The 25,236-nt window shown below is 38.0% G+C and carries 30 protein-coding genes and 1 pseudogene; 8 read left to right on the plus strand and 23 right to left on the minus strand.

Annotated features, from left to right (window positions below):
- Positions 1 to 353 precede the first annotated feature (353 nt).
- The 9 genes from JFV29_RS16460 to JFV29_RS16500 all read right to left on the minus strand — a co-directional run bounded on the left by JFV29_RS16460 (position 354) and on the right by JFV29_RS16500 (position 9,033).
- On the minus strand, positions 354 to 1,712 hold the full coding sequence (locus tag JFV29_RS16460) for an IS1182 family transposase (protein ID WP_201185073.1): 1,359 nt from the start codon (positions 1,710 to 1,712) through the stop codon (positions 354 to 356).
- 285 nt (positions 1,713 to 1,997) lie between these two features.
- Entirely contained in the window at positions 1,998 to 2,747 is a 750-nt protein-coding gene (locus JFV29_RS16465) for a (S)-benzoin forming benzil reductase (protein ID WP_201185279.1), read from the minus strand.
- Between the two features lie 82 nt (positions 2,748 to 2,829).
- Positions 2,830 to 4,287 carry a cardiolipin synthase gene (gene cls, locus JFV29_RS16470; protein WP_056520642.1) on the minus strand — a complete coding sequence of 486 codons (1,458 nt, stop codon included), beginning with the start codon at positions 4,285 to 4,287 and terminating at the stop codon, positions 2,830 to 2,832.
- 248 nt (positions 4,288 to 4,535) lie between these two features.
- Positions 4,536 to 4,799, minus strand: coding sequence for a metal-sensitive transcriptional regulator (locus tag JFV29_RS16475; protein ID WP_053346459.1), 264 nt, complete (start codon positions 4,797 to 4,799; stop codon positions 4,536 to 4,538).
- 185 nt (positions 4,800 to 4,984) lie between these two features.
- Positions 4,985 to 5,428 (minus strand): CoxG family protein, encoded by a 444-nt coding sequence (locus tag JFV29_RS16480; protein ID WP_201185280.1) that lies wholly within the window; start codon positions 5,426 to 5,428, stop codon positions 4,985 to 4,987.
- Between the two features lie 412 nt (positions 5,429 to 5,840).
- On the minus strand, positions 5,841 to 6,449 hold the full coding sequence (locus JFV29_RS16485; protein WP_053348102.1) for a flavin reductase family protein: 609 nt from the start codon (positions 6,447 to 6,449) through the stop codon (positions 5,841 to 5,843).
- Between the two features lie 14 nt (positions 6,450 to 6,463).
- Positions 6,464 to 7,078 (minus strand): alpha/beta hydrolase, encoded by a 615-nt coding sequence (locus tag JFV29_RS16490; RefSeq protein ID WP_201187902.1) that lies wholly within the window; start codon positions 7,076 to 7,078, stop codon positions 6,464 to 6,466.
- Between the two features lie 5 nt (positions 7,079 to 7,083).
- Positions 7,084 to 8,031: a ring-cleaving dioxygenase gene (locus JFV29_RS16495; protein WP_201185281.1), complete on the minus strand. Its 948-nt coding sequence runs from the start codon at positions 8,029 to 8,031 to the stop codon at positions 7,084 to 7,086.
- 24 nt (positions 8,032 to 8,055) lie between these two features.
- Entirely contained in the window at positions 8,056 to 9,033 is a 978-nt protein-coding gene (locus JFV29_RS16500) for a ring-cleaving dioxygenase (RefSeq protein ID WP_201185283.1), read from the minus strand.
- A gap of 446 nt (positions 9,034 to 9,479) precedes the next feature.
- Between JFV29_RS16500 and JFV29_RS31190 the strand changes: the two genes are divergently transcribed.
- Positions 9,480 to 9,602, plus strand: a complete 123-nt coding sequence (locus tag JFV29_RS31190) for a hypothetical protein (protein ID WP_274607004.1) — start codon at positions 9,480 to 9,482, stop codon at positions 9,600 to 9,602.
- 189 nt (positions 9,603 to 9,791) lie between these two features.
- Here JFV29_RS31190 and JFV29_RS16505 read toward each other — a convergent pair whose 3' ends face one another.
- From JFV29_RS16505 to JFV29_RS16515, 3 genes are read right to left on the minus strand one after another with little or no spacing between them, the layout of a single operon-like run.
- On the minus strand, positions 9,792 to 10,847 hold the full coding sequence (locus JFV29_RS16505) for an alpha/beta fold hydrolase (protein WP_242486901.1): 1,056 nt from the start codon (positions 10,845 to 10,847) through the stop codon (positions 9,792 to 9,794).
- Entirely contained in the window at positions 10,840 to 11,367 is a 528-nt protein-coding gene (locus JFV29_RS16510; RefSeq protein ID WP_201185285.1) for a hypothetical protein, read from the minus strand. The genes JFV29_RS16505 and JFV29_RS16510 overlap by 8 nt, the downstream gene beginning before the upstream one ends.
- Before the next feature lie 24 nt (positions 11,368 to 11,391).
- Positions 11,392 to 12,153, minus strand: a complete 762-nt coding sequence (locus tag JFV29_RS16515; protein ID WP_201187906.1) for an SDR family oxidoreductase — start codon at positions 12,151 to 12,153, stop codon at positions 11,392 to 11,394.
- Positions 12,154 to 12,419: 266 nt separating this feature from the next.
- Between JFV29_RS16515 and JFV29_RS16520 the strand changes: the two genes are divergently transcribed.
- A complete protein-coding gene (locus JFV29_RS16520) occupies positions 12,420 to 12,872 on the plus strand; it encodes an OsmC family protein (RefSeq protein ID WP_201185287.1) in 453 nt (150 codons plus the stop codon).
- A 46-nt stretch (positions 12,873 to 12,918) separates the two neighbouring features.
- Here JFV29_RS16520 and JFV29_RS16525 read toward each other — a convergent pair whose 3' ends face one another.
- Positions 12,919 to 13,170, minus strand: a complete 252-nt coding sequence (locus tag JFV29_RS16525; protein WP_056520657.1) for a YkuS family protein — start codon at positions 13,168 to 13,170, stop codon at positions 12,919 to 12,921.
- Between the two features lie 98 nt (positions 13,171 to 13,268).
- Here JFV29_RS16525 and JFV29_RS16530 point away from each other — a divergent pair, with 98 nt between their 5' ends.
- A complete protein-coding gene (locus tag JFV29_RS16530; RefSeq protein WP_201185289.1) occupies positions 13,269 to 13,403 on the plus strand; it encodes a YuzL family protein in 135 nt (44 codons plus the stop codon).
- Positions 13,404 to 13,439: 36 nt separating this feature from the next.
- Here JFV29_RS16530 and JFV29_RS16535 read toward each other — a convergent pair whose 3' ends face one another.
- Positions 13,440 to 13,637, minus strand: a complete 198-nt coding sequence (locus tag JFV29_RS16535) for a hypothetical protein (RefSeq protein WP_201185290.1) — start codon at positions 13,635 to 13,637, stop codon at positions 13,440 to 13,442.
- A gap of 64 nt (positions 13,638 to 13,701) precedes the next feature.
- Between JFV29_RS16535 and JFV29_RS16540 the strand changes: the two genes are divergently transcribed.
- Complete coding sequence (locus JFV29_RS16540) at positions 13,702 to 13,896, plus strand: hypothetical protein (protein ID WP_201185291.1); 195 nt, start codon at positions 13,702 to 13,704, stop codon at positions 13,894 to 13,896.
- Between the two features lie 31 nt (positions 13,897 to 13,927).
- Here JFV29_RS16540 and JFV29_RS16545 read toward each other — a convergent pair whose 3' ends face one another.
- The 3 genes from JFV29_RS16545 to JFV29_RS16555 form a co-directional block, all read right to left on the minus strand.
- The gene (locus JFV29_RS16545; RefSeq protein WP_201185292.1) at positions 13,928 to 14,866 is read right to left on the minus strand and encodes a magnesium transporter CorA family protein; all 939 of its coding nucleotides are present in this window, start codon (positions 14,864 to 14,866) and stop codon (positions 13,928 to 13,930) included.
- 346 nt (positions 14,867 to 15,212) lie between these two features.
- Positions 15,213 to 15,482 (minus strand): hypothetical protein, encoded by a 270-nt coding sequence (locus tag JFV29_RS16550; RefSeq protein WP_242486902.1) that lies wholly within the window; start codon positions 15,480 to 15,482, stop codon positions 15,213 to 15,215.
- Positions 15,483 to 15,544: 62 nt separating this feature from the next.
- Positions 15,545 to 16,624 carry a nitric oxide synthase oxygenase gene (locus JFV29_RS16555; protein ID WP_201185294.1) on the minus strand — a complete coding sequence of 360 codons (1,080 nt, stop codon included), beginning with the start codon at positions 16,622 to 16,624 and terminating at the stop codon, positions 15,545 to 15,547.
- Between the two features lie 273 nt (positions 16,625 to 16,897).
- Between JFV29_RS16555 and JFV29_RS16560 the strand changes: the two genes are divergently transcribed.
- Both JFV29_RS16560 and JFV29_RS16565 read left to right on the plus strand, forming a co-directional pair.
- Positions 16,898 to 17,221, plus strand: a complete 324-nt coding sequence (locus JFV29_RS16560) for a winged helix-turn-helix transcriptional regulator (protein WP_053346472.1) — start codon at positions 16,898 to 16,900, stop codon at positions 17,219 to 17,221.
- A gap of 145 nt (positions 17,222 to 17,366) precedes the next feature.
- Positions 17,367 to 18,287 carry an NAD(P)/FAD-dependent oxidoreductase gene (locus tag JFV29_RS16565; RefSeq protein WP_201185295.1) on the plus strand — a complete coding sequence of 307 codons (921 nt, stop codon included), beginning with the start codon at positions 17,367 to 17,369 and terminating at the stop codon, positions 18,285 to 18,287.
- A gap of 116 nt (positions 18,288 to 18,403) precedes the next feature.
- Here JFV29_RS16565 and JFV29_RS16570 read toward each other — a convergent pair whose 3' ends face one another.
- Positions 18,404 to 18,544: a lmo0937 family membrane protein gene (locus JFV29_RS16570; RefSeq protein ID WP_201185297.1), complete on the minus strand. Its 141-nt coding sequence runs from the start codon at positions 18,542 to 18,544 to the stop codon at positions 18,404 to 18,406.
- A 298-nt stretch (positions 18,545 to 18,842) separates the two neighbouring features.
- Between JFV29_RS16570 and JFV29_RS16575 the strand changes: the two genes are divergently transcribed.
- Positions 18,843 to 19,172, plus strand: coding sequence for a YckD family protein (locus JFV29_RS16575; RefSeq protein ID WP_201185299.1), 330 nt, complete (start codon positions 18,843 to 18,845; stop codon positions 19,170 to 19,172).
- A 192-nt stretch (positions 19,173 to 19,364) separates the two neighbouring features.
- On the plus strand, positions 19,365 to 21,341 hold the full coding sequence (locus tag JFV29_RS16580; RefSeq protein ID WP_201185300.1) for a S9 family peptidase: 1,977 nt from the start codon (positions 19,365 to 19,367) through the stop codon (positions 21,339 to 21,341).
- A 40-nt stretch (positions 21,342 to 21,381) separates the two neighbouring features.
- On the opposite strand, the gene JFV29_RS16585 is transcribed toward JFV29_RS16580, so the two are convergent.
- From JFV29_RS16585 to JFV29_RS30645, 5 genes and pseudogenes are all read right to left on the minus strand, one after another.
- Positions 21,382 to 21,813, minus strand: a complete 432-nt coding sequence (locus JFV29_RS16585; RefSeq protein WP_201185302.1) for a CBS domain-containing protein — start codon at positions 21,811 to 21,813, stop codon at positions 21,382 to 21,384.
- A gap of 327 nt (positions 21,814 to 22,140) precedes the next feature.
- Positions 22,141 to 23,121, minus strand: a complete 981-nt coding sequence (locus tag JFV29_RS16590) for an ABC transporter permease (RefSeq protein WP_201185303.1) — start codon at positions 23,119 to 23,121, stop codon at positions 22,141 to 22,143.
- Positions 23,114 to 24,028: an ABC transporter ATP-binding protein gene (locus JFV29_RS16595; protein WP_201185305.1), complete on the minus strand. Its 915-nt coding sequence runs from the start codon at positions 24,026 to 24,028 to the stop codon at positions 23,114 to 23,116. The genes JFV29_RS16590 and JFV29_RS16595 overlap by 8 nt, the downstream gene beginning before the upstream one ends.
- A complete protein-coding gene (locus JFV29_RS16600; protein WP_053346478.1) occupies positions 24,028 to 24,816 on the minus strand; it encodes a GDSL-type esterase/lipase family protein in 789 nt (262 codons plus the stop codon). The genes JFV29_RS16595 and JFV29_RS16600 overlap by 1 nt, the downstream gene beginning before the upstream one ends.
- 45 nt (positions 24,817 to 24,861) lie before the next feature.
- Positions 24,862 to 25,052, minus strand: a pseudogene (locus tag JFV29_RS30645) (hypothetical protein); the annotation flags it as partial.
- Positions 25,053 to 25,236: the final 184 nt, after the last annotated feature.

Here is a 25,236-nt window from a genome sequence, read left to right on the forward strand (position 1 = left end):
CAAAAAAACAGTCATAGGAGGCTAATTTAAAGGAATTATCAAATTGTCAACAAAACCATTTCTATTGGTCTGGCTGCAAACTACTTACACTCTTTATGAAATGTACTTCGAAAATCATATGAAGCAAAGAAAATTGGTTTACATGGAGAGAACCTTGTCAAAATGGTAAAAAGTGTACAAAGAGAAAAATATATTATCATCACTGCTTTAAAATGAAAAGAGGCTGTCCAAAAGGACAACCTCTCAGTTTGTAGACAAAAGGGGTCCAGAATGTTTTAATTCTGGACCCCTTTTGAAATTCCCTTTGAATTTTGATCAAGATTAAGAGATTGGGCCTCTACGAGCCCACTTTATTAAGCCATTATTGGACCTTGCCATGTCCAATTGGCAATCTTCTTTAAATTCATGGCAGCGAATGTAAGCATCGCCTGCATCGACAATTTTTTAAGTCCCCTTAAAGTAGTCCAACGCATACCATGCTTTTCTTTTGCATCTGCGAATACACGCTCTATTGTTTCTTTGCGTTTCGCATATATAGGTTTTACATCCTTGTGGTGACGCAGATGATCTGCTTCTTCCATATAATTTTGCCAGATATGGCGTGTCACCACTTTTTGATGGTCTTTGCTTACTGTACACTGTGATAAAAATGAGCATGTCGCACAAGTGTGTTTGGGTGATTTGTACTCGCGATAGCCCTCTTTATTTGTTGTTGAGTACTTTAAAATCTCGCCCGATGGGCAGAGATAACAATTAAAATGTTCATCGTAAACATAGTCATGCTTGCGAAAGAACCCTTCTTTTGTTCGTGGACGTGTATAGGGTAAAGCTGGTGTGATTTCTTTCCCAAAAAGGTAGCTTGTAATGGCTGGTGTTTTGTAAGCTGCATCTGCGGCAACAGCTTCAGGTTTTCCAACTTTCTCAATCACTTGTTCAACAAGAGGCTCTAAGATATGACTATCATGCGTATTTCCTGGTGTTACAATCGTCCCCAGCACAAAACCGTTGCGGTCTGCAGCCGCATGAAATGAATAGGCAAACTGTTTTGTTCGTTCATCTTTTACATAGTAGCCACTCTCAGGGTCAGTTGAACTTTCTTTAATTTCTTTGGTTTCTTCTTTATCAAATTTATCCGGTGGAAAAGGCTTCTTTCCATTGTTTTCACGATCTTGATTTATTTCTTCTTGAAGGCGTCCTTGATATGCTCGTGTTTCCTTACGAACGATTTTCTTTTCGAATTTCCGCTTATTCGCACTGGCTTTCACATGTGTTGAATCAACGAATACGTGCTCTGCACTAATTAACTTTCTTTCTGAGGCTGTCATTAAGATACGATAAAAAATCTGTTCAAACAGGTCTGTATCTTTAAAGCGACGCTCATAATTTTTCCCGAACGTTGAGAAGTGAGGTACTTTATCATGGAAACCGTAACCTAAAAACCAACGGTAAGCCATATTCGTTTCAACTTCTTCAATCGTTTTACGCATCGAACGAATACCGAAGGTATATTGAATGAATGTCAATTTAACTAAAATAACTGGATCAATACTTGGGCGGCCTATCTCTGAATACATCTCTTTCACCAAGTCATAAATGAAAGTGAAGTCAATGGCCCCCTCAATTTTACGAACCAAATGGTTCGCTGGCACCAGTTGATCCAAAGTAATCATTTCAAGTTGATCTCGCTGAATAGAATTATGTTTCGAAAGCATCGTCATCACCTCAAGTTTTAATACTCCTATATTAAAACAAAAAAGACTGTAGGAAAAAGTGTTTATTTCTAATTGTTAAAACAAAGTTGATTGGAACGGAAGGTGCGAGACTCCTGCGGGAAAAGCGTGTCCAAGGGAGACCCCACAGGCGCAAAGGCGCCGAGGAGGCTCCCTGACCGCCCGCGGAAAGCGAGTGCCTGGAGTGGAAATCAACGTTCGAATTTTTACAGCCTCTTACTTTTAATACTATTTGCTAAGTTTCCATCCCAGCTTTTCTTCTATACCTCAAAGTAAACTTTTAATATCGTAAAACTTCCCATTTTCCAACTCATCCACTTCGAGTAGCTCCAATAGTTTTTCCGCAACGAATTCTGGGCTTCTTAGATTGCCTTTTTCTTTATAGTCATGAAATTTTTCCCTGTCGGAAAAGTCCTGTTCATTAGCTGAACGAATTGTTTCTTGCATCCCTGTGTCCATTACACCTGGTGAAAAAGATATGAGAGTCATAGGGAAAGGCGCCTTATCCTGTTCCAATCCTGCAACACGGGTGAACATTTCAAGTCCCGCCTTTGTACTACAGTAGGCAGCCCAGCCATGATAGGGATTTTTCGCTGCTCCTGAAGAAATGTTGACCATAACCTTCTTTCGGTCCCAATGGTTTGTTCGTTTAACGAATGCATCTGCTAATACTACTGGTGCCATAAAATTTACTCGCATGCTGGTTTCCAAACTTTCCTGTCCCAGATTTCCTACCGGCTTGATTGGTTCAATTACACCAGCATTATTAACAAAGTAAATCTCGCTTTTTTCATCGACCTCTTCAAGAATCTTATTGACTAACGAAGTAAGCTGCTCAATTTCAATTAAATCAACGGAAATAAAAGTAAGTTTTGTTCCGGATTGAGCAGCTATTTCCACCATTTCAGGATGAGCTGTACGGGATAATAAAATACAATGGTCACTTTTCTGCAAGCATTGCTTAGCAATAGCTGCACCTAATCCTCTCGAAGCTCCTGTGATTATAAAAGTCTTCACCACAATTCCTCCCTTTCATTGATTATTATTTATTGTACCAAAAGAAGCAGCCCGTATAGTGTTTGGCTGCTCCGAATAAAAATTATAAAATGGGTGATAACAGCCTTGCTATGGACTCTTTAAAACGAATCCACTTTGAACGTTTTTCAAACTCTTCAATTGTTAGTTGTCTACAAACTTCTACATCATTATAAAAATTTTTCGTCAGCGTTTCGGCCATTCCTTCATCATAAATAAAGGCATTGACTTCAAAATTCAATTTAAAACTCCGGACATCAATGTTAGCAGTACCGACCGAAGAGACCTCTTCGTCCACAACAATCATTTTCGCATGTATAAAACCGTTATCATAGATGTATACCTTAGCTCCCGCTCTTAATAACTGCCCTGCATTAAAGGTTGTTGCCCAATAAACGAAAAGATGATCAGGTTTATTTGGAATCATGATTTTCACATCCAGCCCTGACAAGCTGGCAATCCGGAGTGCATCCAATAAACTAGCATCCGGTATAAAGTAAGGTGTTTGAATCAGAATCGATTTCTTTGCTGAAGAAATTAATTTAATATAGCCATTTTTTATTTGTTCCCATTCAGAATCAGGACCACTTGTCACAATTTGCAAATCAATATTACCCTGAGGCTTCAAATTAGGAAAATAATGTGGCTGATAAATAATATCATGATTTTTTGAAGCCTGATTCCAATCAAGAATAAAACGAGTTTGAATGGCTTTGACCGCAGATCCCTTTATTCTAAGGTGTGTATCACGCCAATAACCGAACTTTGGATTAAGCCCCAAATATTCATCTCCGACATTAAAGCCCCCAACATACCCTACTTTTCCATCTATGATGACGAGCTTTCGATGATTACGGAAATTCAAACGTAAATTAATAAATTTTAACTTGGATGGAAAAAATGCTTCCACTCTGCCGCCTGCCTGCCTAAAGTCCTTGAAAAAACTTTTTGTCATTCCCCTTGACCCTAATTCATCATAAAGCAGGCGGACTTTGACACCTTCATTTGCTTTTTTCGTCAAAGCCTCAATGAACCGTTTTCCGAGACCGTCTCTTTGAATAATATAATATTGTATATGTATATGGTTTTCTGCCTCTTCGATATCTTTAAAAAGCTGTTCAAACTTCTTTCTTCCATCCGAAAAAATATCGACATGATTATCTTCCGTCAGAACTGCATCATTATTTCGAAGGTGCATATAAATCAAATCACGGTAATTGCTCGAAGAGGTATTTCGAAAAGGAAAGTGATCCGTAGAAAGCTCTTCCATCTGTTTATCAAGGATTTCTTCAATCCCAATTTTTTTCTTATCCTCCCATTGGAATAAGTGAGCGTGCCTCAAACTTGTTCCAAAAAGAAGATATAAAATAAAACCGACTACAGGTAAAAAATATAACACCAATAACCAAGCCCAGGTCGTGCTCGCTTCTCTTCTTTCAAAAAATATAACAATCGTTGCAAATAGAATATTAAGAATAATAACGAGGCCTAACAAAACCGATGTAACATGCGTAAATTCCATAGCATACCCTCACTCAACTTTTATCCCTTTAAGGATAACATGCAAATTCTTTATATCAAAGGATTTGCCTATTAGAAAAAAGAAAACAAAAATTCGCAAAAATAGGCCCCTTCCTGTAGGGGCCTATCTCTATTTAAGTATTTTCGAACCAACCCTTAAAACATCCATAACTGCCAGGGTGACTTTTAATCTTCTTATACAAACTTTCATTGCAATATACAGGATACATTGTATTTAACTCATTTATTTTATCGGCTTTTCACTAATAAATTAACTGCCTCTTTAACAAGTTCTTCAGGGTTCTTTTCACCTGTCTCATTAGCTTCCCGGACACATTCTACAAGATTGGAGCTCACAATTACACCAATTGTACGGTCGATTGCAGATCGAGTGGCAGATAACTGTGTTACGACATCTCTACAGTCTTTATTTTCTTCCATCATTTTCAAAATCCCTCGAAGCTGTCCTTCAATTCGTTTAACTCTATTTTTCATTTGCTTTTCATATTCCATGTGTGAGGTTGACCTCCTATCCCTTGTAACTTATTATTCTTATCAGGCATACCATCCAACGTTTAGTCCCATATGGAATGAATGTATAGAATAAATCTTATCGCCTTACAATTCATAATACATACCTCTCAGGTATACTTGTCAAGTATTTATATCAAATACCCCTTATTCGATAGGTAAATACTCTATTTTTGTACAAGGAGATTTTGTGCAATAGCCTCTGAAAATTCAATAGTCATTTGGGGAACGTAGGATTTTAACAAAGCATTTACAATCGGTGCTTTAGCTCCTTTAGCCATTATCGCAAGACAACCAGTCATCTTAGTCTGTCCTTTCCCGATCTGTTCAGCAAAAAAGTAACCATATCCATCAAATTTTTCATTTAATCCCCGAAGGTTAAATGTTACCTTATTAGGTTCGTTCCATTCTAATATATCAACTTCAAGTTTAATTTTCTTTTTCATTAATCCCAAATCGCTTTTAAACTCCCATACGAGTGTCTCATCATTTATTATCTCATGACTAATATATCCTGGGACCAGAGGCGCCCATAGATCAATGACACTGACAAACCCCCATACATTTTCAATTGAAACGGGTAAGATGATACTATGTAATCCTTCTGACAACTGAGTTCCCCCTTAATCATTTTACTTACATCTTTTTAATGTATTCATTGCAGCTTTTAGGTTAGACCTGATATTAGAAAAGAGTCCGAAACAAATTTCTCAATATCGCTTGCAATTTTGACCATTTAAAAAGAAGGACTGTAATGACAGATGATACGTCAAAAGATGAGCCTAAAATGAAAATGTTGATTTAACAGGGTTACTTGTTATTACAAAAGATATAAACGCACTTGCATTCAGCATCCCATTAGGTCCTGTCGGCATTAGGCATTAAGGGTCTACTTGCCCCACTAAGGGACAAACAAAAAATACATGTAACTACATGAATAAAGTCTTTATCTTAAAAAATAACAGTAAGAACAATGGCGACATCTAAAAAAGATGTCGCCATTGATTTATCCAAATGTGATTTTTAAGGACGTTCAAGATCAAATAACTCGCCTAGTTTAGTATACGTATGACCAGCTAACCGGGCTACAGGTTTGAGTCCATTCTGGTCAATTCGACCATTGTGATAGATGTCTTGCTTGATATGGTAGCACACTACTTTCCCTATCAACAAATCACAACCTGGTTTATCTGATGAACCTGCTAATGGTATAGCCCGTTCAAGTTTGCATTCAAGGCGTACCTTCGCTTCTCGTAACCCAGGAACCGCAACCTTATCACTAGCCGTCGTCGTGAAATTAGTTAGCCTTAATTCACTTTCCTCAGCTGGGAGTTCTGCTGCCGTTTGATTTGCATCTACAACATTGTCTTCATCAGTGATGTGAACAACAAATTCACCGGTTTCAATCGCATTTCGTGCAGTATCTTTTGACACTCCTTTTTTCCTTTGAACGGATACTGAAATCATTGGAGGATTAGAACTGACTATATTAAAAAAACTAAACGGCGCTATATTGAATACTCCAGTTTCAGATTGTGTGGTAACAAGGGCTACGGGTCTTGGAATAATACTTCCAGTCAAAAATTTATAATTTTCCCGTTCACTTAGACCTTCAGGATTTACTGAAATCATCTTCTCTCCCTCTTTCAATCTTTCAATAAATGTTTTTGAAACCATGAACTAGCTGCTTCGACCTCTGATCGTGTTAACTGATGTCCGTGATTTTCCCAGTGAATGTCGACTGTCGCACCTGCTTGCTGTAAGAGTTGCAAAAGTTCACCCGTTTCTTGAGCCGGGCAAATCGGATCGTTTTTCCCAGCGGCAATAAAGATAGGTACATCGGAAAGTGACGGCAAAGTCATCCCTCGTCTAGGAACCATTGGATGGTGAAGAATTGCCCCTTTTAATGCCCCTTCAAAATGAAACATCAAACTTGCAGCGATATTCGCACCATTAGAATAACCTAATGCTACCACATTCTCACGGTCAAAATCGTACTTTTCGGCTGCTATATCCAAGAAGTCATTAAGCTCTTTTGTACGAAAAATCAAATCCTCTTCATCAAAAATACCCTCAGCCAACCTTCGAAAAAAACGGGGCATACCGTTTTCAAGAACATTTCCGCGCACACTCAATACGGATGAACCTGGTGAAACCATTTCTACTAATGGTAAAAGGTCTGTTTCCGTTCCCCCTGTACCATGCAAAAGCAAAAGTAACGGAGCTCCTGGATTACTTCCTTTTTCAAAAATATGTTTCATTAACATTATATATCCTCCTTAAGAACCCTTGGTACAGCCGGAAGTAACGTTTTTTCCATAATTTCTCGCTTTTCTTCCAACCATTGTGGCAGCATTAATTTACTTCCCATTGTTTCCTTCGATTCATCGTGAGCAAATCCGGGTGGATCTGTGGCAACTTCAAAAAGAATGCCGCCTTCTTCACGGAAATAAATGGCATCGAAATATTGACGGTCCGTAAAAGGTGTCACTCCATAGCCAAAGCTTCCGATATGCTCTCTCCAATCCTTATGATCATCAAAATCATTCGCACGCCATGCGAGATGATGTACTGTCCCTACTCCTATTTTCCCAATTGGCATAATAGTTTTTTTGATATCAATCAAATTCCCGATGTCTGAATTGGATTTGAAGCGAATAAAGTCCCCTTCTTCTGCAATTCTCTTCAATCCCATCACTTCTTCTAATAGTTTCATCGTTTTGTCCGGTTTTGCCGTCAATAATATCGCGCCACCGAACCCTTTGACCGCCTTATCAGCAGGCACACCGCCAAATGACCACTCGCTATTTTTACCCTCTTTACGAGCGACAAGTTCAAGGTGCAAACCATGAGGATCGTTAAATTCGAGATATTCCTCTCCGAAACGGGTGGCTTTCTCGAATTCAATATTAAATTTGGATAAACGTAGTTCCCAGAATTCAATAGATCCTTCTGGAACGACATATGTCGTAATCCCTACTTGTCCGGAACCAATTCTTCCTTGGTATGCATCAGGCCACGGAAAGAAAGTGATGATGGAGCCAGGTGAACCTGATTCATCTCCGAAATATAAATGATAGGTACCTGGATCATCAAAATTCACAGTTTTTTTCACCATTCGCATTCCCAATACCCCTGCATAGAAATCCACATTCTCTTGCGGATTACCTACTATGGCGGTTATATGATGAATTCCTTTTGTCTGCTTTCGCATGGTGTCAACCACCTTTCAATTCAATTAAAATGTAGATTTTGTATTTAGTGGTTTTAAATTCGCCTCTATATCCGCTCTTTTTGATTCTAAAAAGGGTGGCAAGGCCAAAGACTCTCCTAGGTATTGCTCTTCTTCATCCGTTGCAAAACCAGGTCCGTCTGTTGCTAGTTCAAACAATATACCATTTGGTTCCCTAAAATAGAGGGAACGAAAGTAAAAACGGTCAATAAACCCAGAGTTTATTAAACTTGAATCATTTAATTTTTCTATCCATTTTCTCAGTTCTTCTTCGTTATCGACACGAAAGGCAACATGGTGTACGCCTCCCCTTCCTAGTCGTTCACGCGGCAAGTCATTCCGCTCTTCAATATGAATTTCTGCACCACTTCCACCTTTGCCTGTCTCATAAACGATAATCTTGCTTTGACCCCTTATAGATGATGAATAAGCGCCTGATTTCCTGAACCCCAACACCTCAGTAAGTACTCTTTCAGTCGGTTCAATATTAGGAACTGTAAGCTTAACTGGTCCTAATCCAAGGATAGAAAATTCCTTCGGTACCGGGCTCTTATCCCATGGCACTCCTCCGTGAACGCCTTTATTATCCTGATCGGAAACCAGTAGTAGTCTCTGCCCTTCTGGATCTTTAAATGCAAGTACCTGTCGTTGAAAACGAGTCGTTACTTCGTCGTGCTCAACATTATATTCTACAAACCGTTTTTTCCAAAAATCCAGCGCTTTATTATCTTTCACTCTTAGAGCAATTTCTGAAATACTATTGTTCCCCTCATGTGTACGGGCAGCCTGAGGTATTTCAAAAAACGTTAGTTCTGTCCCCGGAGAACCTGCCTCGTCTCCGTAAAATAAGTGATACACACGAATATCATCCTGATTCACCGTTTTTTTGATTAATCGCAACCCTAACGTTTTCGTGTAGAAATCAAAATTCCCACCCGCTCTCGCCGTAATCGCCGAAACGTGATGCAATCCTTTTAATTCCATCTGTACCACTCCTTTATATATATATCTCCCCTTTAGAGAGATAAATTAACCTGTGATTAATATCTCGACTTCGAGGTATCAGCATAAAGAACAATACTTTTAATCCAAATATCTTGATTTAAAGATAAACTAGAGTGATATTTTTGTCAACCATTCTTGCCTTTCACTTATAGAAAATACTATGAAAAAAATACGACCATTTATTTCTACTTATTATAAAAAAATTTCAGACAATCAGTAGATGAAAATGGATATGGTAAGTTTTTATTTGTTGATTATCAGGCTTTTATTAAAGGTCTTCAAGAGCCATTTAAATTGTATGCTGAAAACTTCCCGATTTGGTCCAACTAATCGTCAGGGATTTTTCAGTTTGTCGTTTGGACAGCCTTAGAAATTAAAGGGTTCAGAGCAGCCTTCAGCACTATAATCCCTAAATTAGTGTCGAAATGAGCAAGACATTGAACATTCATCAGAATTGGAAGCTGATTGCACCGATGCCATTTGGAAAACCCACTGCCTACCCAGGTGATAAAACCTTCTCCCTACTTGAAGATCGAGTAAAAATATAACTCATAACGTAGTAGGGCTGGCTCAACTTCCGAGCCAGCCCTACTATTTTCAACCGATATAATCTGGAATTGTTCCAAAAAATCTTGTGAATACTACAGGCGCATACCCTAAATAACCTATAATTGGCATAATTTTAAAATTTTCATATTCATTTACCACGTACATCATACATCTCCCTTCAAAAACTGTTAATTATTTATTGGAGAAGATCGCTTCGGAAGCCATTCCTTAAGGTAAAGTGGGAGTCCACTCACATACTCCTTGGAAGCATGTCCACTTGGTAGGAGAATGTACGTCTTATCCTTACAAGTCAAATGCTTCATAACCGGATTAATCATTTCCTGCGGTACCAGACGGTCATTTTCATTTGCTGATACTAATACACTAGCGTCAATATTGGATAGCCTAGCTTTTTTTCCTCTGATTCTTAAACTCCCCTTAACCAAACGATTGTTTATCACAAGATCTTCACCTATCTGTTTTGCAGTCGCTCCAGCTAAAGGCACGTGTCCATTTGTCCACGCATTGAATCGACGCCAATGTTGAACATATTCTTCATCATCAGCTTGATTTAATAAAGACAGATAGGGTGATATATAGATAGGTGATGTGATCAAGCGGATTCCATATTTAACCTCACTAGCTGGGATCGTTTTAAAAATGTCAATCGTCTCGTCAAAATCTGCGGTACCATCTTTTATTGCAGCTTGCCATTGATCAAAAGATTGGGAGGCACTAAAATCTATAGGTGTAACGGAGAGAATTAAATTCTTAACAGGCTCGTCTGCAATAGCCGCATACATAGCAGCTATTGTACCTCCAAGACAAAAACCCATCACAGTTATCTCTGACGCTCCGGAGTGTCGCAATGCGCGCTGGACTCCTTTTTGAATGTAATCGACGATATAATCATCAATCGAGATGTCCCCATCTTCATAGCCTGGACTTCCAAAATCAAGCAAATACACTTCAAACCCTTCATTTACAAAAGCTTCTATTAAACTATTACCTGGAGCTAAATCGAGAATTAACGGGGTATTGATGAGTGAATAAATTAGAAAAACCGGCACGTTATATTTTTTTTTTACCGCCGGATAATACCAAAGTGTAGATTTATTTTTTTTCCACACCGAAATTTTTGGTGTTAATCCCATTTCCGGCATAGGCTGATTGGGAATATCCGAAAAATGTTTCCATTTAGAAATCAATTCAGGTTGATTTTTTGGCACTTTTCGTTTAGACATTTCTATTCCCCTGTCCAACAAACTTTAAATCTTGTAATTGGTTTATTAAATCTAAAATCCTTTTTCTATTCTCTTCCTTTTTGTTAGATTCCCCTCTTGAGTTCATTTTTTTACTAACTTCCTTTTTATTAGATTCCTCTCTTGATTTCATTTTTTTACTACCTAATGAATAAACGACCCCTAAATCACTCAAAGAAGGTTGACTTCTAAGAAACCCATCCCTTTGTGGAATTACAGTGGAAAGTAGCTCTTCTAATTTGTCAATTTTTTCTTCGAGCTGGAGGACTAATTTCGCAATATTGGCTACATCTTTTTTTGTGGGATAATTCATGATAATGGACCTTCTTTCTGAGGCCTCCTGCATCTTTATTATCTCTGGAACCTGCATTTGTGAACTTCTACTAACTGATTCTATTAACTCCCTATTATTTATTAACTCCTGAATTTTACTATTCAACTGTTGCTCTTTTTGTTTGCCAAACACTTTTAGCTCTTTATATAAATCTGATTTTTCTGCCATATATATCGTTCCTCTCTTCTCGGATTATGCTAATGCTGCTATACCTCCGTCAACGATTAAAACATGTCCAACCAAATAATCGGACGCTTTCGAGGCTAAAAAAACGGCGGCTCCTTTTAAATCCTCTTCATTACCAAACCGGCCAGCCGGAGTTTGACCTACGATGTCAAAGTTGGATTCTTCAAGGATTTTTTTTGTGATTTTAGTCGGGAAAAAGCCTGGTGCTATCGCGTTGACTTGAATCCCGTGTCTAGCAAGTTTAACCCCTAGATCCTTAGTCATTGTTATCACAGCGCCCTTACTTGTGTTATAAGCAATGGTATCCAATACTTCAGGTATCGAACCGCCAAGACCCGACACAGATGCAATATTAATGATTTTACCGGACTTTTGCTGTAACATGACCTTTGCTACAGCTTGCGAAAACAAGAACGTACCCGTAACATTTACCTTCAACACTTTCTCCCATTTATCCTCAGGAACATCCAATAGCGGGCCTGACCAAGATGTACCGCTATTATTGACAAGAATATCAATGGCACCGAATTGAGAAACAGTTTCTTTTACAACGTGCTCGATGTCACTCTTATTGGTAATATCACATTCAAAGGCGATCGCTTTAATTCCTATTGATTGTAAGTGGTCACAAACCTCTTTACATACAGAAAGATTGCGTGAGGCAATAACAATATTAGCTCCTGCCTCTGCCAGCGCCAAAGCTATCTGTTTGCCTAGCCCTCTACCGCCTCCAGTAATAATAGCCGTTTTATTCGTTAAATCGAACATATTACTTAATGTTGTCAACTTATCAACCCTCCCGTAATGAAATATCTATCTTTTTATAAAGCGATTTATATTATTATAGAAAAGCCTATCCATTATGGTGCTTAAAATAGCCTAATGCCTCTGCCTTTTTGTTTCACTAGCTTTATTAATTTTTGCTTTCCATATGAATTCAATATGTATGAGATTACTTCCTGATTTACGAGCAAAATCGAATACATACCCTGTTTATTCGTTTACACTAAAAGAATATTAAGGAGGTTTTAGATATGACGATGCATCACTTTCATTTAAGCGCGGAATGGCCAGGCGGAAGAAATGATATCGGCACGATTCAATCGGGGAATCTTCAGACCCAAATAAGCGTGCCAACCGAAATGGAAGGACCTGGGATTGGAACTAATCCGGATGAAATGCTGCTCGGAGCAGCTTCGACTTGCTATATCATTACCTTTGCTGCCATGTTAGAGCGAAGTAAAATTGAAAAGGTCAGTTTGACTATGCAATCAGAAGCCTTAGTGGATGTTACGAATGGTGTATTCACTTACAAGAAAATCATTCATCGGCCAACTCTCGTATTAGCATCCATTACATCGGAAAAGGAGGCAGAAAAAGCCCGGAAACTTGCAGTAAAAGCGGAATCAAGTTGTATGATTTCCCGAGCCATCAAAGGCAATGTAGAAGTTGAATTAAACGCTGCTATTTCAATAGCTCAGCCCTGAACAGAAGAAGTGCCTAACCCTATAAGAGGGTTAGGCACTTTTTGTACTATTGAATAGAGTTAATTTTATTTTCAACCTCGCGGCACACTTCATCAGCCGATAAACCATTTGCCTCTATGATAGAAGCTTTAGATGAAGTATCGATTATTCCCATCACATTAGTTTCCAAACCTGTTACCACACAACAGTCCAAGTTTTTTGCGTCAGCTTCTTGTTTAATCTCCACAACATCAAAACCTTTTTCACGAAGTGCTTCCTGAATATTCGTTAATGATTCTTCAACACCGATTTTTGACATCAACACACACCTCCTCTACTTGCTAAGCTGTCCTTTTTACCTTCAATATATGTATAGGATGCAAAGGAAATAGGAAAAGTAATGTCGAGGTGATAAATATGAATGGAAAAAATAAAAAAGACGCATCGCAAACTCGTTTAGGTTCTTCACAAATAGAGGGACAAGGTACAACAACGAAAGAAACTGGTTCCTTTACCCGATCCTCATCACAAAAAAAGCAGAAACGTTCATAATAACAAAATGGGCCTAAAACTAGGCCCCTTTTGTTATTATATATTCTGATTCATGATTTCCTGTTGAATTTTCACATCATTCAATTGATCTTCATCAATGATCATTGTTTTCGATTTTGCTTTTACAGCTCTTTCTGGTTTTATATCAGTTGCCTTTAAATTATTATCAGGAGCTGCCTGCTCATTCCATGTAGTCATCATAATCTCCTCCTCTTGTTCTTTTATGATTTCCATCAACGAGCATATTCATGAATACATTGCATCATTTTTTGCAAAGATACAAGTGGAGGTGATTTTTTTGGAACCAAACAATCCCGGCAATAAGGAGTTACCAGATTTTAAGGACTTAAATGACCGTATCATTGCTCAATCATCACAAAGCCCCAGACTAGTCATTAAAACAAATTTAGATACAAAGAATGTAACGGATAAGAACCCCTATACCGATAGAATAAGCAGTGAAGGCTTTGAAGAATATTTTGAGGATTCATAACAAAACCGGCTTACGTGTAAGCCGGTTAACCTTAAAAATATTTCTTTTTCCAAAAAATAAATGCTGTTGTACCCGCTAAAGTAATAGCAATTAATAAAGTAAAGATAAATGCAAACGAACTATGTTCAAACGGGAGTTCTACATTCATTCCGTAAAAACTTGCCACCATGGTTGGGAGTGTTAATATTATCGTAACTGATGTTAGGAACTTCATAGCATTATTAACATTATTGGATATAATCGAAGCGAACGCATCCATCATCCCGCTAAGAATCGATAGATACACTTCTGCCATTTCAATAGCTTGTGCATTTTCGATAATTACGTCCTCTAGTAAATCTTTATCTTCCTCATACATTTTCAAATAATTAAAACGGAGAATTTTATCAAGAACAACCCTATTAGATTTCAATGATGTCGTAAAATAAACCAGGCTTTTTTCCAATGCTAAGAATGTATATAGTTCTTTGTTTTTCATTGACTGGTGCAATTCACGTTCCGCTTCATTAGTCATCTTGTTAATTTGTTTTAGATAACGTAAATAATAAGATGAAATTTCAAATAATAATTGCAAGGCAAACCTTGTCTTCTTGTTTGTAAAAAAACCTTTGATTTTATTGTTTTTAAAGTTTGTTAATATTGGGGTATCTTTTAATGATACTGTAATAAAACAGTCTTTGGTAAAGATCATCCCAATGGGAATCGTTTCATAGATAGGCAGGTTCGCTTCGTCTTGAGTCAAATAAGGAAAATCGACGATAATTAACACATTATCATCTTCTTTTTCGATTCGTGGCCGTTCCTCATCATCTAGCGGATCTTTCATGAAATTAATCGGTAATTGCAAAGTCGTACATATATATTCAATTTCGGCTTCTGTTGGTGCAACAATGTTCACCCAAGAACCTTTTGTCATTTCCCCGGTTTTATTCAGAATACGGTTTTCATTCGTCTTGTAGATTTCAATCATTTAGTTGACCTCCTCTTCTATAGAGAAAGCACTATTTACCTTCTTCGAGCAGATACTCAGGAAGAATAACAGTCTCGACGTCTAGCATCATATTGGCTTCCTCTTGCTTTCTGGGTTCAGGATCATAAGAACTGCTGCTCACTTGTATCCACTTCCTTTCGATTCTTTTATCTTAATCCTTATTCTAATAAAGCACAATAACGAATTTCCCACCTTGAAACTACCTAATATAAATTCAAAATTTTCTGATTGTTTACTTTAAAAAGCAAGAAATTTTATAAAAATGCCAAAGAATAATATCATAAAAAAATCGCTTGGGGACATCCCCAAGCGATTCTTCACTTAATTATCCATGCTTCGCATTATTATAGTAGTTCACACTGTACATAGCACCTTCGTCAACCATTTTATTATCTTCATGATCATATGGATCCGGGTGACCTGCCTTTTCAATTAAAGGATCCAAATCTGAATGTTTTTTTTGCCATAAGCTCATAGTCTTATCTTTTGCATTGGACCATATATCCTTCACTTTTCCTCTGTTCGTTTTTGTTGATAAAAACGAGACTCCGGCAACTCCGACTCCTAGCAATACTACGTTTCTTCCTAATGCCATCATTACCTTCCTCCTTACGTTGGATTAATATAAATATACCCAGTGTAAGTTAACGTAAACCTCTAATTATATGGAGGCTTTTGATAAAAGAAATTCGGCTTTATTATTTCATTGTTATACGGTTTATGAAAAACGTGTGTCGTAGCTGGTGAGACTGGGGGAATTAACCATGTCCAATCCCCCGTTACTTTTCGGTTACAAGAGGATTCTCTTTCCTCAAATTTCTTGAACTGTTTAGCGGCTGTATGGTGATCCACAATGCTAACGCCATATTTTTTAAAGGAATAAAGGACCGCTTCATTTAATTCAATCAAGGCTCGATCTTTCCATAGATTAGATTCTCGTTTAATATCCAAACCCATCTTCTCGCCTATTTTGGGAAGCATATTGTAGCGATCCTCATCTGCAAGGTTTCTCGCACCAATCTCCGTCCCCATATACCAGCCATTAAATGGTGCAGCAGTATATGTAATACCGCCGATTTCAAGTCTCATGCCTGAAATGATTGGAACTGCATACCATTTAATCTCAAGATCTGTGAACCAGGAAAATTCAGGATGGCTGATTGGAACTTCTTTAACTAGCTCTTTAGGAATTTCATAAAGTTTCGGTTCTTCTCCGTCCAACTGGACTACAAGTGGTAAAACATCGAAAGATCCAAATTTCCCTTCCCACCCTAATGCTTGGCATTGCTTCGTAAATTCTACTGAACTTGGATCTCCAATAACACCATGTTCTGTTTCATACCCTGCGTAGCGGATAAGCTGGTGATTCCAAATATCCACCTTTTTTTCATCATCTTTTTGTTTGAAAATCGTAATCACAGGTCTGATGTTTCCATTATTCGTAGCGTAACCAATATGTTCAAAAAGAGCGGATGAAATATCTTCTTCGCTTTGAAGCATCCTTTTATCAATCACTCTCAACGATTCCCAAAAAAAGCGACCAATGCAGCGATTGCTATTACGCCATGCTAATTTAGCACCATGTTCTAATTCTTCTAATGTATGTTCATATCTACCTGTATCTATAATTTCCTTTTTAATATGTTCAATTCTACTATTCGTTTCTTCTTCTGTTTTTACTAATTCTGAATAGCATTTCCTGATAAAGGATACGGCCTCTTGCAGTAAATCACTCATCTATCCCACGAATCCTTCCATTTACACAAACTTTTAGTTCACTAATAAAGTACCACATTTCTCATTTTATCTCTAAAGGAACTTCTTTTTGAATGATCATTTCTTTTAAAATGTGGCATTTTCGAGGCGAAAATTTTTCTAACATCTTATATTATACCTTAAGTAAGCTAATATATTTTTTATACTAAAACGTCTCTAGTAACTAAATAATATTCGGTAAAGTTGTTACAGAAGCGGTAAATGCATTATAATATATAATAATGGGGTGATATGATGAATAATACGACACTTTGTCCGCGATTTGAAAAAGGCATGCAAATCTTGAGTAAACGTTGGACTGGATTGATTGTCAATCAATTGCTTACTGGCCCTCAACGGTTTTGTAATATTGAATCTGCCTTCCCAATCAGTGGCAGGATTCTTTCTGAACGTTTAAAGGACTTGGAATTTGAAGGTATTGTAAAAAGAGACGTTTATCCAGAGACACCTGTCAGGATTGAATATTCTTTAACAGAAAAAGGCAAAGCTCTTGCGCCCGTAATGACTGAAATTCAACACTGGGCACAAGAATGGCTCGAACCAATACAGAATCAATAGCATATGCAAGAAAAAGAGGAAGGTCGCAAATGGCGATCATCCTCTTTTTATGTCTTCCAATAGTTTACCGATCTATGTCTGGTGGTATATTTTTTACAGAAAGAATAAAACTAGGTTTATTCCTAAAATTATGGGCGGTGAATTTATGAAGCAAGCAGACTGCATTATTATTGGCGGGGGAATCGCCGGTATCCAAGCAGCCATTCAGCTCGGTAGATATAAACATGATATTATCGTAATTGATTCTGCACACGGCCGATCTACAATAGCTAAGGCTTACCATAATATACTTGGATGGCCAGACGGAGTGAGCGGCAGCCAATTAAGACGTCTCGGCAGACAGCACGCAGAAAAATTCGGTGTCGAATTCTTTAATGATTCTGTGACATTACTGGAAAAAAGACAGGACAAGTTTTTCATTCGTACAGCGAATAGCCTGGAATACCAAGCAAAAACAATTTTTCTCGGAACAGGCATTACCGATAACATCCCTCCGATTAAAAACCTCTATCCCACTCTTGGAACATCCACCTATATTTGCCCCGACTGCGATGGTTATGAAATTATGAATAAGCAAACGGTGGTTCTCGGCGGGGGAAATGTGGGTGCAGGTATGGCCCTTACTCTATTATATTGGTCAAAAGATATCGTTTACGTAAATCACTTAAAATCAAAAATTGATGATAAGTATAGAAAAAAGCTGGAGGAAAATAAGATTCCTGTATACGAAGAAGAAGTACAAGAAGCAATTATTGATGCTAAACAACAGTTGACAGCGATTCAATTAGTAAATGGGAAAATAATTGAAGCTGAAAAGGCATTCACCGCTTTTAAAGGTAACAAACTGAATAATAATCTTGCCTTGCAATTAGGTGTGAAGGTAAATGATAGTAATCACGTCGTTATCCATCCACGTACAAAAGAAACTAATATTAACGGTGTCTGGGCTGGTGGCGACCTTGTTGCCCATTCCGAACAAGTCACCATTTCCATGGGAGACGGGACTCAGGCCGCAATATGGATACACAAAAGACTGATGGGTGAACCACCTCCTTACATGGATTAAAGCAAGTTAACTTATAGAAAACTCAAAAATGCGCCCTATATGCGAGGGCGCTCTTTGTATTTGTACACTTATAAATGCTATTGCGTATGACCATCGAATCGCAAGTAAATCTACACTCATCTTCTCCCTTGAAAAACCTTAACAAGTATAAGAATGACCGCTATGATAAGCAATATATGAATAAAGCCCGCGGCCACTTTAAACACTAAACCAAGTACCCATATTAATATTAATGCCCCTATTATCGTCCAAAACATTATAATCTTCCTTTCTTCTCAGTCATATTCATCATCTGACTCAATAAATTTCACTTCCGTGATGATGAGTTCCTGCAAAAGTTTCAACCTTAAATTTACATTACCCATTTCAGCCTCTTACAAACCATCTAGCGAATGAACAGAAAAATATTACATATATCTGTTAATGCTGTAAAAGATAAAAAGGTATAAAGTAATTCTTCCTGCAGCTGAGAAACCTATTAGAAGGCACAATAGTAAGTTTTTTAAATAGGTTCCACAGCTTTAATAAGACAAATAACAAAGGAGACGTTTATTCATGAAAAAGTTTTTAGTCATTTGTTTTGCCGTTTGTTCTCTATTCTTTTTAAGTTTGAATCACCCGGCTTCAGCAATGGATACTCAAAAATCTGATAAACCAGAAAGCGTACAATTCACCGATGCCCAAAAGGCAGAACTCGCAAAAATCCAACAGCAGATTCTGGCGGACAAAAAGAAATTAATTGAAAAATACGTAGAGTTCGGGGCACTTTCCAAGGAAGAAGCCGATAAAATGTTTTCACACTTTGAAAAGCATTATAAAATGATGGAAGAACACAATTTCCAAATTCCGCCTCACCGTCCACATACACAACACAAGTCTAATTAATCAAGGAAACAACCTATTAACAATTTATTTATCCATATATCTTGATCAATCCGTCCATTATAAAAAGGTCGGATTTTTTTCAAATCCTTCGTTTCTCAATAAATAATACTTAAGAGTTAAATATTTACTAAAGGGTTTATATTTCTCTTTAGCGAAATACATAACTATGAGAAACATGAAAGGGTGAAAAGCATGAACAAAATAGGAATAGCAGCAAAAGACTTATTCCACTTGAAATCAGCGACCGATCCAAAGTTATCACCTGATGGTAGCATGGCGGTTTATGTTCAAACAAGAATTGATGAAAAAACAGAAAAATACGTTTCCAACTTGTATATGTTCAGCTTGATTACGAATGAAACACAGCAATGGACATTTGGAGAAAACCGAGACACATCTCCATGCTGGTCCCCAGATGGAAAGAATATAGCCTTTATATCAGACCGGTCAGGAAAAAAACAAGTCCATTTAATCTCTACCGTTGGCGGGGAATCTCAACAAATAACCCATTTTATCAACGGAGCAACAAATCCGATTTGGTCCCCGTGCTCTACAAAGCTGTTACTTTCAACCGGGTTAAAGGAGGGTGAAGCCCTTTTTACTGTGGAAGAAGAAAAGGACCTGTCCAAAGAAGTTCAGCGCTATGACCAACTTAAGTATAAATGGGATGGCAGAGGCTATTTTGATCAGCTATATCAACAGCTTGTTATAGTAGATATAGAAAAAGACGAAACCATCTTGCTAACAAAAAATAACATCGATTATCGCCCAAATGCCTGGTCTCCTGACGGGAAGCAGATTGCTTACATATGCGGAGAAGCTGAAAAAAGCGATGACGATCTTTTCAGCGATATTTTTATCATGGATCTTGAAACAAAATCTTCAAAGAAAATAACGGGCAGTTCTGGTTTTTTTAAAGATCCGAAGTGGTCTCCAAATGGTCAGTATCTCTCCTTCATTGGTCATAACAAAGAGTTTGCCGGGGCTACCTTTTCAAAAATTTGGCTATACTCTATGTTTGATCAAACCATACAGTGCCTGACGGAAGGATGGGACGTTCAAATAGGAGATTCTGCAATCGGCGATTTCCAAATCGGGGCAGTAGACCCAGGAATTTTATGGACAAACGATAGCCAAGGCTTTTATTTTTTAATAAGCGATTATGGAAATACCGGAGTTTATTATGGATCGATTGAAGGAGCCATGTATCCATCAATCCTTGACCCACAGCATATATACGGTCTAACCATAGATCCTGAAAGTCACCGTGCCATTGTCGCCATCAGTACACCTGTTCATCCCGGTGACCTTTTTGTTTATAACCTTACGAATGGAGAAAAAGCACAAATCAGTTTTGTGAATGATGAATTTTTACAGCATAAATATTTATCACAACCTGAACCTATTTCTTTTCCATCTGTTGATGGGCTTACCATCCACGGCTGGATTATGAGACCGACCGAATTTAAAGACAACCAAAAGTATCCACTCATTTTAGAAATCCATGGCGGGCCACATATGATGTATGCTAATAGTTACGTTCACGAATTCCAGACATTGGCTAATGAAGGTTATACTGTCTTATTCACCAACCCACGTGGGAGTGTGGGATACGGTCAGGACTTTGTTAATGCATGTCGAGGAGATTATGGAGGAATGGATTATAAGGACTTAATGGCCGCTGTAGACTATACTCTAGCGACCTATGATTTTATAGACCATGAAAAATTAGGAGTATCCGGCGGCAGTTACGGAGGGTTCATGACAAACTGGATTGTCGGTCATACGAACCGTTTCAAGGCAGCTGTGACTCAGCGCTGCATCAGTAATTGGCTAAGCTTTTATGGCGTAAGCGACATTGGCTATTATTTTACGGAGTGGGAAATTGAGGGTGATATTTTTGACTCGGCGGATAAATTGTGGCAACACTCGCCCTTAAAGTATGTCTCTAATGTGAATACCCCTTTGCTTTTACTGCATGGCGAAAAGGATCATCGATGCCCAATTGAACAGAGCGAACAATTTTTTGTTGCTTTAAAACGACAAAAGAAAGAAGCTCAACTCGTTTCATTTCCAGGAGAAACCCATGAAGTATCGCGAAGCGGTTCTCCAAAGATGCGTCTTCAACATGTTGAAGAAATCAAAGGTTGGTTCAATAAATATTTTTAAAAACAAAACTCTGTTAGCAAAAGCTAACAGAGTTTTGTTTTTAGTGTTGAATTTGATCTCTGTCCTCGGAAATTGAACTTAAAGCATTTCCCGCAATTGAATTTGTCTGATGGTGTACAGCAAGATCACCTAATGCTACAACTCCGACCAGCTTGTCATTTTCAACTATAGGGAGCCTTCTGATTTGTTCATTCCCCATTAAATCCTCTGCTTCTTCTACAGACATATCAGGGGTGCCTGTTACAAGATCCGTGGAAATAACATCGGTTATTCTAGTTGAATTCGGCTTTTTCTCGGCAACACAACGGATAACGATATCCCTGTCTGTAATGACACCAATTAAATGGTTATTCTCCAATACAGGAATGACTCCAACATCAGCATCCTTCATTTTGACTGCTGCTTCATATATATTATCTTCCACAGTGCAACAGTCCACGTCTGTTGTCATAATTTCTCTTAGTGTAGTCATAGAAACCCCTCCATTTAGCAATAGTTGCTTGATTATTGTTGACAATTTAAAAGATATTATTCAAAACCCCAATAGCATTCAATTCACATACTTACCATAATCCGGTCTAGCTATTTTCATCTTTTGGGGAGCCTACAAAAATAATTTTAACAATTTGAATCGGGAGACAATAAATATCATCTTTAACAATTTTAACTTCTCACTGGAAACTGAAGTCATTGGAAGGAATTTTTCATTCAAATGAAGATCATCCATTTTATCTACTTAAAAGGATACCCTGTAAAAAAAAATAAAAGACAGCCTTGATTTTTACAAAGCTGTCCTTCCTTAATAAACATCCCTTCTGGTAAATACTGCAAAAGAAACAATCAAAGCAAGCGCCCACCAGACTAAAAGAGTAATGACGGAGGATAATAAGGTCATTCCCTCAATAGGTGGTGCTGTTCCGCTAACATAAGTGGTTAATTTTAAATTTACCATAAAGAAGTACTTCGCCGATTCCCATGACGACACCATATTGTTCAAAATAGCCCCTGATATGAGTGCCGCAAGCATTATGCCCATACCCGCAGGTGTACTTCGAACTAAAACCGATAACATGAAAGAGAGAGTCCCTACAACTACTGCTACCAGCCAGACAAGCCCCATATCCATTAATAGAAATCTCCATTGCTCAACTATTCTAACCTGACTGACATCCACATCGCTGCCATTCAATCCAAAACCGGTTATTACAGGGGCTTCCCATCCATGATACCCAAAAACAAGTCCCGATAAAAAATACGACAATAACGCTGTCATAGCCACGATAATAGAAACGGACAATAATAATGTCACATATTTGCTCATTAGTATTTTCCAGCGATTCACTGGTCTTGTAAGCAGAAGTTTAATCGTGCCCTGACTGTTTTCGAAAGAAACCATATCGCTTGCTACAATCATGACCAGCAGTGGGATGAACAAATCAATAGCATTTTCTAAAAACATACGCGTAAATGTCGTGGCCCCTGGTTCTGAAGGGTTAATGTCATGATCTAGGTAATATTGCTGCTGTTTTAAACTTACCTGGAGCTGTTCACGCCACTCATCTAGCATCCTGTTTGATCCTAACCGATTTTGGGTATCAATGATTTGCTGCTGAAGAGCTGCACGCCAATCATCAGTACCTAACTTCTCCTGTTGCTCTTTCACTTGTTTGTATTGCGCATATGTAAACATCAGCACTAAAACACCCACAATGATACCAATGATGACTAACCGTTTCTTTGCCAGAAGCTTCATCATTTCATTTTGGATCAGGTTATTCAATACCAGCACCTCCGCCACCGGTTATTTGTAAAAATAACTCTTCCAATCCCGGAAGCTTACGATTCATTTCATACACCTTTACACCAGCTTCGTTAAGTGCAGCATTCCACTTAGGCGTTTCATGTTCATTAAAAGCTGTAATGATATTGTCCTGATCTACGGTAATTTCCGTAAAACTGCTAAGAATTTCTTTTCCCTTTTCTAAAGGCCACACCCGCCAAATTAACCGCTCTTGAGTGGTTAATAAACTTTCCACCGTATCGGTTTGAATAATCTCTCCACTTTTAATGATGGCCACCCGGTCACATAGGAGCTGGATTTCACTTAATAAGTGGGAAGAAACCAGAACACTCATCCCTTCTTCTTCCGCAAGCTTTCTAATGAATTGGCGCATTTCACGAATTCCAGCAGGATCTAGGCCGTTAGTTGGTTCATCCAAGACCAATACCTTTGGACGGTTCAGCATTGCCTGAGCTATCCCTAGACGCTGCCTCATACCTAAGGAATAGGTTTTCACTTTATCGTAAATTCTCGATTGTAGACCGACGAGTTCCACTACCTCATTGATCCTTGACTCTTCAACATCAGGTAGCATTCGTGCAAAATGAAGCAAGTTATCCCAGCCGTTCAAAAAAGGATATAGCTCTGGATTTTCAACTATACATCCCAGATGTTGCATCGCTTTCGTGAAGTCCTGGCGCACATCATACCCACATATTTGAATGGATCCTGAAGTTGGCTTTATCAAACCGACCAACATGCGAATCGTCGTCGTTTTTCCAGCTCCATTCGGTCCAAGAAAACCAAAAACCTCTCCTTCATTTAACTCAAAATCTATTCCCTTAATAATTTCCCGTTTACCAATCCTTTTTTTCAGGCCCTTAACAGACAATGTCACATTACTCATTATTTCTCATCCTCCCATTGTATTAAAGGAGCAACCCTATCAGCAATTAAACGATATCCTGCCTTGTTTGGATGAAATTTGTCTGAATACAAATAGTCATTGACCGACAATTGAAACAAATCAAATGTAGGAACAAAAATAGCATTTTTATAAAGAGCCACCACTTCAGCGGTTTCATTATTCCAGTCCCGGACAATTCGGTTTGTATCAAAATCTTCATCCAACTCTATGAATGGATTATATAAGCCAATCAATAAAATGGCTGCCTTATCATTGACATTATTGATTTCTTTAAAAATGGTATTCAAGTTTTCCAGATAATTCTCTTGTAACTCAGAAGTCGCAGTAAGGTCATAATCAAACAGGGTTTGGCCTTGTTGAAATAAATCGTTCCCGCCAATAGTAATTAAAATAACATCAGCTGTATGCAATTGGCGTTTCACTTCCGTTTGTTTCACCTGCTGCACCAATTCTTGAGACACTTGTCCATTAATCCCAAGATTATGAATAAGCGGTTTGCTATTATATTTACTTTCCAAATCTTCCACGACAAGGCCGACATAGCCCTTCCCTGTTTCATCACCAGTTCCGCGCGTCAACGAATCCCCTAATGCAACTACTGTAAAGTCTTCGGGTAGGTTCTTTTCAATGGGGTTTGTTTCATTTAAACCTATATCAGAAGCCTTTTTTCCATAATAATCAATTATCGCCCATCCAAGACAAAATAAAAAAAACAGTCCGATAACTACTGATACAACGGTAACAGCGAGCACTTTGGTTTTGCTCAATAACACTCATCCTTCCATACATTCTCTTCCTTCCATTAAAACATATTATTTCCAAAAATAAAAAACTGAATGGGTCTCATTACAAAAACAGAGGAAATCACCACACCGTAATTCTGCTCTTTTTGACAAATACGTTGTAAGCAAGTGTTCGAAAATATTATGCCAGGCACTGAAGTTAGCCCTATAGGAACTGCAGCAAGAGGTGAAAAATGAGCAGTGGCCAACGCAACACCTAACTTCTTTTGTCCCCAGATTTACTTTTTCTTTAAAAATAAAATTAACGATAAGAACTAATTTCTTTATCTTTTTAATACTTTTTTTATTTTTCTTAGCTACATCAGACGCTGAATCAAATACACAATTATACATTAATAATCTCTATGGGATTTTCAGTAAAATACTAAACCTTTTTGCAATAAA

Source organism: Peribacillus sp. TH16 (genome assembly GCF_016651095.1).
Lineage (GTDB): Bacteria > Bacillota > Bacilli > Bacillales > DSM-1321 > Peribacillus > Peribacillus butanolivorans.